The 11,120-nt window shown below is 61.6% G+C and carries 14 protein-coding genes and 1 pseudogene; all 15 read right to left on the bottom strand.

Translation table 11 applies throughout. The features are described from left to right. Positions 1-414: a hypothetical protein gene (locus Q0216_RS02290; RefSeq protein ID WP_298592592.1), complete on the bottom strand. Its 414-nt coding sequence runs from the start codon at positions 412-414 to the stop codon at positions 1-3. A gap of 84 nt (positions 415-498) precedes the next feature. Next, positions 499-1,530 carry a hypothetical protein gene (locus Q0216_RS02285; RefSeq protein ID WP_298592590.1) on the bottom strand — a complete coding sequence of 344 codons (1,032 nt, stop codon included), beginning with the start codon at positions 1,528-1,530 and terminating at the stop codon, positions 499-501. A gap of 102 nt (positions 1,531-1,632) precedes the next feature. Further along, positions 1,633-2,424: a hypothetical protein gene (locus tag Q0216_RS02280; RefSeq protein WP_298592588.1), complete on the bottom strand. Its 792-nt coding sequence runs from the start codon at positions 2,422-2,424 to the stop codon at positions 1,633-1,635. Between the two features lie 3 nt (positions 2,425-2,427). After that, entirely contained in the window at positions 2,428-3,414 is a 987-nt protein-coding gene (locus tag Q0216_RS02275) for a phage minor head protein (RefSeq protein WP_298592587.1), read from the bottom strand. A gap of 16 nt (positions 3,415-3,430) precedes the next feature. After that, complete coding sequence (locus tag Q0216_RS02270) at positions 3,431-4,912, bottom strand: DUF4055 domain-containing protein (protein ID WP_298592586.1); 1,482 nt, start codon at positions 4,910-4,912, stop codon at positions 3,431-3,433. A 2-nt stretch (positions 4,913-4,914) separates the two neighbouring features. Then, a complete protein-coding gene (locus Q0216_RS02265; protein ID WP_298592584.1) occupies positions 4,915-6,243 on the bottom strand; it encodes a terminase large subunit domain-containing protein in 1,329 nt (442 codons plus the stop codon). A 2-nt stretch (positions 6,244-6,245) separates the two neighbouring features. Further along, positions 6,246-6,383, bottom strand: coding sequence for a hypothetical protein (locus Q0216_RS02260; protein WP_294626563.1), 138 nt, complete (start codon positions 6,381-6,383; stop codon positions 6,246-6,248). 31 nt (positions 6,384-6,414) lie between these two features. Continuing rightward, entirely contained in the window at positions 6,415-6,855 is a 441-nt protein-coding gene (locus Q0216_RS02255; protein ID WP_298592582.1) for a terminase small subunit, read from the bottom strand. Between the two features lie 101 nt (positions 6,856-6,956). Continuing rightward, positions 6,957-7,475 (bottom strand): hypothetical protein, encoded by a 519-nt coding sequence (locus Q0216_RS02250; RefSeq protein WP_298592580.1) that lies wholly within the window; start codon positions 7,473-7,475, stop codon positions 6,957-6,959. Positions 7,476-7,557: 82 nt separating this feature from the next. Next, positions 7,558-7,764: pseudogene (locus tag Q0216_RS10615) on the bottom strand (phage holin family protein); the annotation flags it as partial. Positions 7,765-7,820: 56 nt separating this feature from the next. Then, the gene (locus tag Q0216_RS02245; RefSeq protein WP_298592579.1) at positions 7,821-8,336 is read right to left on the bottom strand and encodes a transglycosylase SLT domain-containing protein; all 516 of its coding nucleotides are present in this window, start codon (positions 8,334-8,336) and stop codon (positions 7,821-7,823) included. 48 nt (positions 8,337-8,384) lie between these two features. Further along, positions 8,385-9,392 (bottom strand): DNA cytosine methyltransferase, encoded by a 1,008-nt coding sequence (locus Q0216_RS02240; protein WP_298592577.1) that lies wholly within the window; start codon positions 9,390-9,392, stop codon positions 8,385-8,387. After that, on the bottom strand, positions 9,389-9,958 hold the full coding sequence (locus Q0216_RS02235; protein WP_298592575.1) for a hypothetical protein: 570 nt from the start codon (positions 9,956-9,958) through the stop codon (positions 9,389-9,391). Before Q0216_RS02235 ends, Q0216_RS02240 begins: the two co-directional genes overlap by 4 nt. Position 9,959: 1 nt before the next feature. Continuing rightward, on the bottom strand, positions 9,960-10,472 hold the full coding sequence (locus Q0216_RS02230) for a hypothetical protein (RefSeq protein ID WP_298592573.1): 513 nt from the start codon (positions 10,470-10,472) through the stop codon (positions 9,960-9,962). Continuing rightward, positions 10,459-11,120, bottom strand: a 662-nt coding sequence (locus Q0216_RS02225; RefSeq protein WP_298592571.1) for a hypothetical protein, incomplete at its 5' end; no start/stop codon positions are given. The genes Q0216_RS02230 and Q0216_RS02225, both read right to left, overlap by 14 nt.

The following is an 11,120-nucleotide window of genomic DNA, read 5'->3' as shown; positions in this document are numbered from 1 at the left end:
TTATGAGCCCTTCAGTCCACCGCCGCCCTGCGGCAGGCCACTGATACGCTGGTCGGTGTATTCCTTGGCCTGGCGCAGCGCGGCATCGCTCTTGTCCTGTGCGTGCGTCTTTGCTTGCGACAGCGCGTCCGCAGATTTGTCATCTGCATACTTGCGCGTTGCCGCGTGGTCATCCTGTGTCGGTGCCCCCAGCCGTTTAACCTGGTGACCGGCAGCATCCGCGTCCTGCTCCCACGGCTTGCCCAGCTCCGTCTTCACCCCCGTGGCAATCTTACTGTCAATGTTGCCCTGCAGCGCATTTTCCACCGCCCGCTGCAGCTGCGCAGGGTCCACCTCCGCAGTGTTCTTGCTCTTGCCGTAGTTCACTTCACGGCTGTTTTGGTACCGCTCAATGATTTCGCTGAACTCAGACATGTTGTCCCCTTAAATACGAAAACACCGCCCCACCTGTGGATAACCACAGTTAGTGGGGCGGTGCCATAGCTGCCGCCCTGCTGATTACTTGAATTCGCGGGTAATCAGGCGAGCCATCTTGATCATCTTGCGCTCGGGGAACACACGTTTCCAGCTGGCAGCGGCGGCCAGAGTGGCATTGTTCGGACCACCCGCAGCGGCGGTGCCGATGTAGGCATAGCCAACGGGGTGCAGCGCCCACTCCACGCGGTTGAACAGCACCTCTTGGCCGCTGCCATTACCGGCCGCCGGGTCACGCCACGTTTCGGTCGGGGTCTTGGCAGAGCCGGTGCCCAGGGCGAACGCGCCACGGGCAAACAGCCAGCTCTCCACCGTGCCGTCCGACTTGACGGGGATGTTGTCGTTAACCACCACCTGCAGGCCCTGGAACGTGGGCACGCTTTGGGCGGCACCGTTGATGCTGACCGGGATAAAGTCAATCATGTTGTTCTTGCGCATCTGGCCGTAGACCAGACTGTGCACGCAAATGATCGACAGATCGCCCATGTGGTCGCCCATCGTCAGCAGCGTGTCAATGAACGCCTTGCCGCCGAAGGTGGTGGTGCCTTCCACGAAGGTGGTGCCCTTGATGTCGTGGGTCAGGTCTTTGGCCGTGTGGGTGCTGCCGCCGGCCGGGGTGGTCTCGCTGTGTGCGAACACGCCCTGTGCCACCGCCAGGAAGGCACGCTGCAGGCGCAGCGACCAGTAGGTGGCGAGGCGATTGCCGATGTTGGTCATCGGGTCATGGGCCAGCAGGTCGGCGGTCAGGTCCATGCTCGACCAGCTGTTGTTCCGGCTGAGGCGGATTTGAACTTCTTGGCCGGTACCGATCTTGTTCGGGGTGCTCTTGACTGCCGGATCATCGTTGGAAATGTTTTCCTCGTCCTGATCCAGGTCTTTGAAGAACGGCACGTTGAAGGTGAGGCCTTCACCGGCGAGGTTGGAATTCAGCCGCGCATCCAGAGTAATGACGCCAGCTTGAACGAGGTTGCTCAGCTCGGTGGTCCGCAGCTGAACGTAGGGGTTGAAGATTTCCGGAACGATCACGTCCGAAAGCCGTACCACGCCCTTTGCCATGGGTGACTCCTGGTGTAATGGGGGTTTGCCAAAGCGCCCAAGTCACCCATGTGATGGACCTTGCGCTTAGTATACACCAGGAGTTTCCGCTATGGGCAAGCCTTACAGGATGTCCTTCCCTGCCGCTTTGGCCAGCTGCTGTGCCCGTGTGGGGTTTTCGCGATAGATGCGACCCTGCTCGGTCAGGTTCCAGCTTTCCTTGGACCACGGGTTGTTAGCCACACTGGTAGCGCGGCCACCCGTTGCCCCGCCACCCGTGGTGGTACCCCACCAGTGGGGCCGCTTGGGTTGCATGTCGGTAAGCCACACGGCAGGGTCCACGCCGGGGGTCACCCCACAGCCTTCCTTGGTAACAACCTTGTCGGTTTCGTCCACCTGGAAAACACGCTCGGCCAGCATCAGCGCGTCCTCCAGGGCCGTCTGTGTGAAGCCCGGCGACTTGCGGATGGCCGCCTGCACCTCGTCCGTAATACGCCGGCACAGCTTCTCGGCCTGATATTGAGTAACCACACCTTCCAGTTCGTGCAGCTTGGCGGTCAGGCTCTGCTTCTCCCGCTCCAGCGGGGCCACGCGGCTCTTGATGCGGCTTTCCACAAGGTCGTTGAGCTTCTTGTCGTCCACCTTGCCTTCGGCAGCCAGGCGGTACTCGTCGATGCGCTCCAGGTCCTGGACCACCTCATCCACGCTGCGGTCGCCCAGCGGCCGGTACTGCTCGCGCAGCTTCTTATGGTCGTTGCGCTCTTTGCGCAGCGCTTCCTGCAGCCGGTCCACGTCTTCCTGCTGGCGCAGCCCCTCAATGGCTTCCAGCACGTACTGGCCGTTCACCTCGTGGTACAGCTCGTGGAACTTCTCGTTGATACCTTCCAGGCTGTCCAGCCGGGCTTTCAGTTTCATTCGTCAATCCTCAAACGCTTCGGGGTATTTCGCGTACAGCTCTTTCAAAGTGTACTGTTCGCCATCACTATCAACAAACTTGTCCAACGTCAACTTGCCGGCCCGCCACAGTTCGTATCTATTCTTGCCCAGAACCTTGCGCTGTGTGTCCTCATCCTGGCGCTCGAACCATTCCTGGAACGTTTCCACAGGCGGCACCCCCTGGCCTTCAAACAGCGGCACCCGCTTGCTGCGGCAGTTCGGGTGCATCGGCGGCACTGGCCCTTCCCCCACCGCGTACACCCGTCCGTGCAAGGTGCGGCACAGCGCGCTCGTGCGCGTATCCAGCACCGCTGTGTAGACTTCCTTAGTGAACACGCCCGGGTTCTCGGAGGTGATAGCGTACTGCACATTTGACGCCACGCCCTCTGTGGCCGTCGTGACCACGGTGCGGATGTTGCGGTAGGCCACCGCGTTGGTGCCGTTGCTGTAGTTGAGGATCTTGGTGCCTACTGTGGTTTCCTGCAGCTGCCGCGCAGACGAAGCAGAAAAGGTGGCGGCGCGCAGGCGGATGGCGTCACTTTCGGCCAGCTGCAGCAGCCATTTCTCCACGTTGTACCCCACCACCGGCATCCGCAGGATAGCGTCCACGCTGGTGGCACCCGTTAGGAATACCTTCACTTCCTTGGGCGCGTTGGTGAGCACCATGTTGCGAAAGTCCAGCCGCTCCGCCTTCGCCAGGTGGCCCATGAACTTGCGGAACCATTTCACAATTTTGCGCCACACGGCCTGCCGTATGGCGTTCAGCTTAGCGAAGATGGACTTCTTGGCCCTGTGGTCAACCGACTGGCCCTCGCGCCACATGTCGTGGATGGTGTAGGTGAACTCCTGGTCCTTAACCTTGAACTCGGCGACGTAGCGACCGGCCTCATTGATAGCCACACGGTGCAGCTGGGCCTGCTTCGCTATCATTTCATCGTAGAGCTTCTGGTTCGCGCTCTTGGTCTTCACCGCGTGGCCCTCCTAATCAGGCGTCGCTCGGGCTGGCGTCTTTCAGTTTCGTATCCAGGCGCGTGCCTTGGGTAAGCGGGATAACCTCGCCGTCGGCCCCTTCCTTGGTAATCTGGTCCAGCTCCTGTTCGTAGGTCATGTCCGTCATGCCGCGCTGGGCCATCATGTTGTGAATGCTGAGCATGCTGATGGGGGCACCCATGGCCTTGGCGTTCATGTACTCCACCAAGTCCTTACCGGACAGCTCGTAGTCTGCGAACTCCAGGTTCGGCTTGACTTCCACCTCTTTGGGGTCATACCCCAGCCACTCCGCAGCAATCCGCAGCAGCTTTTCCAGCCCCTGCGCCGCGCTTGTGGCAATCTGATTCAGCGTCACGGTCTGCCCCGCGATGCGCACCTGCAGCGCCAAGCCGCTTTCATAGTTCACGGTGCCACTCTGCAGCCGGCCGCTCATGCTCTGCGCACGCACCAGATCCGCTTCCAGCGCCTGGCGCTGCTCCGGCAGCCCCTGGCTATTGACGCCGATGTACCGCGCTTCCCCGCCCTGCTCCACCTGCAGCACGCTACCTGCACCCGTGCGCAGCGGCTCTTCCCCTTCCCCTACGTTGCGGTGCACCTCACCCACAATCACCAGCGTGTCCTGGCCCTGCATGAACAGGTTCTGGCGGTAATCCGCCTCGCTGCGGTAGACGGTGAGCGCAAGGTTGGCCAGCCCCAGCAGCGGCGGCCGGTCGGGGGTCGCAGAGTTATCCTTGGAGTTGATAAACACAAAGGGGATCTGCTTCAGCGGCACCCCGCGCACGGCCGGCGTAATCATGGCGTCCGGGGTGTACTCCAGGGACGTGTCTTCCGTGAACACACCCTGGCGGTAAGTGCCCTCCGTTTCGTTGCGCAGCAGGTCCCCCAGCTGCAGCACGCGGAACTTCTGTGCCCGCTTCCAGCTGAAATCGTCCTGTCGCACCATGCCGCTCTCGTCCAGGACCACGAGGTTCAGGGTCTGTTCCCCTTCGTTGAACTCCCTGTCGTCCCAGTTCCGGATGCTCTCCGCCGTGTACATCGCCAGGTACGGCACCGGCTGGCCGTTAACCACACTGGGCAGGTCCAGCAGCAACCCCACACGGCCGCTCACGAGCTGCTCCTCGTTGATGCGCCGCAGCAGCATCATGAGCCCCTCCCCGTTCGGCGTGGCATGTTCCCGCATCCCTTCCATGCCCTTGGGCAGGTTAATCGTGGGCGGCTTCTTCCACATCATGCCAATGAACGTCTCCACGGCTTCCTTGACGAACTCGTGGTAGACCGCACGCAGGAGGTACGCATTGTAGGCATCCGCCCCGCATTGCCCCGGCCCCAGGCCGTCGATTCTCATGCCCTTGGTGGGGGGCAGGTACTTTGAACCGGCGTTCTTGATGGCGCGCTGTCCGCGGTAGCTGTCCCGCAGCAGCTCCCAGTCCTCCATGTTGAGGGTGTACAGAGGGTGAACGTTCTGAACTCCAGCCATGATTAGTAGAACCCCGTTGCTGCGCCGCTGCGCGTTTGAATGCGACCCATGGGCCAATGCCAGTCCACAAAATACCCGATTGCCGTGCTGATGTGCTGATACTTGTTCGTATCGTCTTCCTGGAACGTGGAGCCCTCTTTGAATTGCACCGTGGCCAGGGCCTTGTGGCACCATGTGGCCGTCTGCGGGTTAACGAACAGCGAGCGCCGCCCATCCGCGCTCAGCACCTTGGCCCGTACCGCGTTCTGCCGGTCCTTGATGGCCGGATGCTTGGGCCGTACCCTGCGTTCGAACTTCCAGCCCGCTTCCCGCAGCACGGTCTCGATTTCGGTGTAATCCGATTTATGCCCGTGCTTCTCCCCGGCCCGCCCCGCCGGGTCGCCGTAGATGTAGACCATCTTGTTCTTGTGGTCACGGAACTTCTCAACGAACTCCAGGGCACTCTGCCGGCTCACCGCGTTCTCCAGCACCACCTCATCCAGCAAAAACGGTACCCCCATGCGCAGCACCGCCACAGCGCTACTCAGCGGCGTGAAGTTCTGGTCATGCATCCAGTGCAGTTCTTCCCATTCCTTGATGGTCTCGTTGCAATGGTTCTGCGGGCCGTAGTCCTCGTAAATCCTGCCGCTGGCCGTCTCAAAGCTCGCTTCGTACTCCTGGCGGTACTGCTTCGCACTCATGGTGCGCTTGGCCGCCTCAATGACGTCCGGGGGCAGAATCTCGGCGCTCTTCCAGTGGAAAACCTTCCAGTCTGGATCATTACTCGTCTGTGCGTACTCGCACATGTCGTAGTAATGGTTGAGGCCTTCCGGCACACCCGTGAACCAGCACCACGCCCGGTAGTGTGGCCGTCGCGGGTCCACCGTGTTCAGCGCCGGCATGATGTTCGCTTCCATGCTGGCGCTCTTCACGTCCGCAATCTCGTCAATCACTCCGCCGGTCCAGTTCACACCCTCAATCCGCTGCGGCGTGTCCAGGCCCAGGATCTGTATCACGCTGCCGTTGGGCAGGTAAATCTTCAGCTCACCTTCGCTGGGCTGTTTCGGGTGCAGGACGCTGAGAGTAAGCGCCTTCATGTCGTCCCACCAAATGCGCTTCGCCTGCGCGTAGGTGGGGGCGGCGGCAAAGTACATGCCGCCACCGTTGGCCATGGCCTCTTGAGCTAGGAAGCGCTTGGCGCGTTCCGTTTTGCCGCTGCGGCGGCCTGCAGGCACCAGCGGGAACCTCACGCCATTCTGCACCGCCTTCATGAGCGCCAGCTGCACCGGGTGCTCCTTCAGCGGGTACCACCGGCCCATCTGCCGGTCTAGCATGGGGTTGCCGCTTGCCATGTTCAGTCATCGTGCAGGTTGTTAACCACACGTGCAGGTACGGCACGCTCAATCTTCTTCATGCGCTTGCGCTGCCCTGGCGTGTCGTTTCCTTCCAGCACCTGCTTCACCGTCCACGGGATGCTGTTCTTGCCCTTCAAACTCCGCCTCAGCAGCTCATGCGCTTCCTGGTCAATACTTGCTATCTCTTGCGAGGTTCTCGCTGAAGTCTCGGAACGCTTGCGCGAGCTCTTGGCTTGCCGTTGTGCTGTCATTGAACTTGTCGATGCCCAAAATCCTACTGAGCATTGTAGCGGCTTGAACCTGAGTGTTGAAGGGCCCATTCTGCGCCGCCCTCCGCAGCGTGTCCATGACCAGCTGCCGGTCGGACTCGAACTGATCCTTGGGCTCAGGGCGTACCTTGGGCAGCTGCGCCTGGACGTAGGGATCGTTAATCAGCTCCTGCCCCTGGTCCTCCGCAAACACTCTCTGGAACCCCATGCGGAGGGCAGCCTTGTAGGGATCGAAGTCCTTGAGGTACTCCTTAACGAACTCATCCCTCAGCAGCCGTTCGTCAGGGGTCAGGTACCCCTGCTTCATTTCGCTGATATCAAAAGCCGTCTGCTTTCCCATGACCGTTTTCCACTTCTTGATACCACAGTATAAGCGAATGTACTCGCGCACGGCACAGGCCAAGCGCCTCCCGCTCCGCCAGGTACGCCGCCAGTAGCTCCCTATTTGTGGTTATCTTGCCCTGCTGCACCTCCGGGCACGGCTGCAGCAGCCCGTCCGGTTTCAGCTTTACCACCCGCACCACGACCCGCTCCTTGGGTGGCAGCGTTGGCGCTGTTGAGCAGGCCCCCAAGAGCATCGGGAATAGGCACATCCAGCCAATTAGCCACGGACGGGTCTTTGCGTTCCAGGTCTTGGAGCCTTGAGCGCATGGCGTCGTTTTCACGGTTGACACGTTCCCACTGAGTTACCATGTTGTGGATGGCCACACTGTTGGCGGCACCCGTCTTCTTCATTTGCTCCAGCTGCTGGTGCTGCACCGCTATCTCTTGGTGCGCCATTTCCAGCTTCTCGCTCACGGTGTGCAGGTACAGGCGCGTGCCTTCCAGGTCAGCGATCAGGCCCCGCTTCGCTGCCCACATTCCCACGCACAGGCCCCCCGCCATCAAGAACATCGCCAGGAGCAGGTACTCCATCAGCAGCCGCTTTCTGGTTAGCACCCACGTAACGAGTCGGACCATACGCTATTCCCTCATCCCCGTAGTTCTGCGCCACTCCTAGCCTACGCAGCACTATACCGCTTAACATCCCTATGCTGGCATTGGCCCCCAGCCACCCGCTTACACCCACCACCACGCCCGTCCACTGGTCGCTCAGGTTCATCGCGTTGCACAGCAGTAGCACCAGCACGCCCACAAACCCCGCAGCGAGAGCTTCAAACAGCGCACGCGACCATAACACGCGGTGCCGGCTATCCAGCACGCGCATGACGTGGCCAAGAAAGCCGCCCAGGATGGCAAAGACCACCATGACGCTGCTCTTGACCCACCAGATTTTCCACGGATCTTGGTCTAGCATGCGCCAGATTATATAAAGGTGCGAACGTTGCCCGGAGCGAGCCCCTTGACCAGCTTTCGTGACGGCCCCTCCGTTGCCTCCGCTACAGTGATGTGGTCATCCTTGTCCCAGTCCAGCCCCGCATTTTGGCGGTACGCAATGTACGGGGCCTTGAACAGAACGAACTCCCCGCCCTTGCCAATGGCAGCGGGGTACAGCACCGCCATGTAGACGTCCATCAGCGTGCGCAGCCGCCCCGCGTAGGGCGCGAAGTACGCTTCTACGTACTTCAGCTGCTGCACCGGCGTCATCTCCATGAGCGCGGACACGCTGGTGCCAAGAAGCCTGGCGGTGCCCGGCATGAATTGGATGAGGCCTACCGCACCGCTGCCCGCAGCGTTGCGAATGTCTGCGCGGAAGGTTTCCGCTGTTTCAAAGGCCATGACTGCCATGAGGTAATTCGGCTGCACGTGCAGCCGGCGCGACACTTCCAGCACCTCATGGCAGAACTCCGCTGAAACCCTTGCACCCCAAGATAGCTGCATGTTGGCGTACCTCCGTTTTCAACAAAGTATACGCCAGGAGCCGGCGGTTTAGCGGGTGTGGGCCAGCGTGTTACGAGCGGCGATGCCAAGGTGGCGGGCAACGCGGCAGTTAACGCCGTTGCCGATGATGCGGTGCTGTAGCGTCTTGGTTACACCGATGTCCGTCATGAACACTTCAAACCAATTCGGGCAGCCCATCAACCACGCCGCCTGTGCCGGCTGTATCACCCCCGTGGGGCTGGCCTCCACGTCTTTGGCGTTGACGCGCACCCAGCTGATGCCGCTCTTGCAGTGCAGCGCCGCCAGGTTTTCCTTATCGGATTTGAGCCGGCGGGTGGTGCCAAAGTACTCCAGCGCCATCACCTGCCCATCCACCACCTTGCCGCTTTCCACGTCCCTGCGCAGCGCGGCCAGGATTTCCTGGATGTTCTTCTTGCGGAAATCCCCCAGACGCTTGCCGTGCAGCCAGGAGGGGTCGCGCACCGCCCCGGCCCACCCCCGCCCCGGCACCTCCGGCGCATGCTTGGGTAGCTGTGTGGCCATCGGCAAATCGCTCTTCTCGTGGGCCACCAGGAACATGCGGTCGCGCTGCGCGTAGGTGCCAAAGTGTGTGGCGCAGAGGCGGAACGTGGCCACGTGCGGGTAAGTGTCCTTGAGCACATTCATGGCCCGCTGCGCCACGGGGTAACGGCCCACCTGCCAGACGTTTTCAATGATGACCACACGGGGGCGCAGGCGGGATGCAATGATGGCGGCCGCTTCATAGAGGTCTGCGACGTCACTGAGCGCCGTGAGCTTGCTGTTCCCGACGCTGAACTCCGTGCAGGGCGGGCTGGCCCACAGCACATCCACCTCCGGCGTCCCTTCCGGCGGCAGCCACCCCGCGTGCAGTCTGTCGTCCAGCACCGTAATGCTTGGCCCCTGCACCGCATCATACACGTTGGCAATCACACGGTCCGCTTCCACCGCCCACACGGGGCGGCCGCCGGCATCCATTAGCCCCATGGTGGCCAGCCCGCCGCCGCAGAACAAGTCCGCGAAGGTGAAATCATTCATTTCCAGTCACCCACCACAAGATCAGCATCAACGCCAGCAGCGCCACGGCCCGCACCAGCTTGGACGGGCGCTGCCGTCCGTGCATACACCTTGTTCTGTACCACGTAGGGTCCAAGGTCGAGGCCCGCTTTCTGTTTTTCATACATCTGTTCCACGTCAAACCGAAGGATGCGGCAGAAGGCATCCAGCGTCATGTCCGCCACCGCCAGCGTGCCCGGCCCCACGGCCGCCGCTGCGGCGGTGCGAGCGGGGAACACGTACAGGCGGGCCATCCACGGGGTCTTAAACGTGTGCTTCCACACCAGCACCGGCCGCTCCCCCGTCCGCGTGGCCTGCTCCACACACTGCAGCCACCACGCCCCCACGCTCGCATTCTTGTGGTTCTTAACCTCAATGCTCCAGCCGCAGGGGTTGAGGATGTCCGCGCCGCCGTGGGCGGCCTGGTGCACGTTGCGCAGGAACCAGTTCTGAGAGGTATCCCCGCCCCTCACGTCCCACACGATGCCGTTGAACAGGCGGCAGATTTCCCGTTCGCTTTCCTTGCCTTTTTCAATGCTCTTTGCCATGTCATTTCATCCGTTTTGCCAGCCAAGCCGCCGCCCCCTCGCCCTCCGTGCACCACCAGAGTTCGATCTTGCGATACAAGGTGCTGCGGCTGTACCGCATGTTGCGGCAGGCTTCGGTAACTGTTTTGCTCTTCTCAAGCCAGTACTCCACGTACTGCATCTCGAGGCTCTCCTGCATACTTTGCCACCGTTGGTTGAATTTCACGAAAGCCCCATCGTCCGCCTCCGCGACGGTCATGGGGAAGATGCTGCTGGCGGAAATGGACCCCAGGATGACCACACTGGGAGAGTAGCCCAGAATGACGAAGGGGTACTTAAACGTGTGCAGCTCCAGCTGCACCTCCCGCAGCCTCGCGCTCGTTACCAGCGCCACCCACGGCTTCCCGGTGCTCATGGCGTTGCCGCAGTCCTGCTTCAGCTCGGGGACGCCCCGAGGGAACACGCAGTAGGCCACGCTGTTTGCCCTGCACAGGTTAATGAATTTGTCGATGGCGAATACGTCAATCTGCAGCATGTTCACTACCCTTCATGAAGTTTTCCTCGATTATCAGGAAGTCGTTATCCACGGCCCTGGGGGCCATGGCCAAGCAAAAGCCGGCACCCACGCTGGCGGGCCAATCCGGCGGCGTCCACACAAACGTGCATTCCCAGCTGTAATCCTGCCCGAAGCAGATGCTGACCGCCCTGGGCATGGTGTCACGCATCAGCTGCTCCACGTTCTTGGCGCAGGCCGCCACCAGCGCCACGTTCTTCAACCTGGCCACCGTCCACCACGCTTCCACTTCCCGCTCGCTGGCCAGCACGTCCGGCCAGACGTAGATCCACTTCTTGGGATCCAGCAGCGGCTGCAGCCCCTGCTGGCACAGCACCTGCACCACCTCTTTTTCATCCCCACCGCCCTCCAGGTGCACCAGGAGGCCCAGATTGCCCGGGGTGTCGCGGTCTTGGATGACCACATGCCAGGTGGGGAACTTGCGCAGGAAGAACCCGGCGGGGCGCTGCCCTGGCAGCAGGTGCACCCACTGCCTGTGGTCATCGTACAGCTCGTAGTATTTGGCGTCCGGTGCATCACCCGCATCGCACACCGCCTCGTAGGCGCTAAGGATGGCGTCCAGCTCCCGGGCCACCCCCTTCGGCACCTCCCAGCCCAGAGATCGGAAGA

The organism is uncultured Rothia sp. (genome assembly GCF_937976295.1).
In the GTDB taxonomy this organism is placed as follows: domain Bacteria; phylum Actinomycetota; class Actinomycetes; order Actinomycetales; family Micrococcaceae; genus Rothia.
The sequence above is the reverse complement of the archived record's forward strand: the minus strand, read 5'-3'. Positions and strand labels throughout refer to the sequence as shown.

What these genes read in the sequence shown, in the direction of transcription:
- Q0216_RS02290 (WP_298592592.1), bottom strand. Translation starts at nt 414, where the DNA reads ATGTCTGAGTTCAGCGAAATCATTGAGCGGTACCAAAACAGCCGTGAA.
- Q0216_RS02285 (WP_298592590.1), bottom strand. Translation starts at nt 1,530, where the DNA reads ATGGCAAAGGGCGTGGTACGGCTTTCGGACGTGATCGTTCCGGAAATC.
- Q0216_RS02280 (WP_298592588.1), bottom strand. Translation starts at nt 2,424, where the DNA reads ATGAAACTGAAAGCCCGGCTGGACAGCCTGGAAGGTATCAACGAGAAG.
- Q0216_RS02270 (WP_298592586.1), bottom strand. Translation starts at nt 4,912, where the DNA reads ATGGCTGGAGTTCAGAACGTTCACCCTCTGTACACCCTCAACATGGAG.
- Q0216_RS02265 (WP_298592584.1), bottom strand. Translation starts at nt 6,243, where the DNA reads ATGGCAAGCGGCAACCCCATGCTAGACCGGCAGATGGGCCGGTGGTAC.
- Q0216_RS02255 (WP_298592582.1), bottom strand. Translation starts at nt 6,855, where the DNA reads ATGGGAAAGCAGACGGCTTTTGATATCAGCGAAATGAAGCAGGGGTAC.
- Q0216_RS02250 (WP_298592580.1), bottom strand. Translation starts at nt 7,475, where the DNA reads ATGGTCCGACTCGTTACGTGGGTGCTAACCAGAAAGCGGCTGCTGATG.
- Q0216_RS02245 (WP_298592579.1), bottom strand. Translation starts at nt 8,336, where the DNA reads ATGCAGCTATCTTGGGGTGCAAGGGTTTCAGCGGAGTTCTGCCATGAG.
- Q0216_RS02240 (WP_298592577.1), bottom strand. Translation starts at nt 9,392, where the DNA reads ATGAATGATTTCACCTTCGCGGACTTGTTCTGCGGCGGCGGGCTGGCC.
- Q0216_RS02235 (WP_298592575.1), bottom strand. Translation starts at nt 9,958, where the DNA reads ATGGCAAAGAGCATTGAAAAAGGCAAGGAAAGCGAACGGGAAATCTGC.
- Q0216_RS02230 (WP_298592573.1), bottom strand. Translation starts at nt 10,472, where the DNA reads ATGCTGCAGATTGACGTATTCGCCATCGACAAATTCATTAACCTGTGC.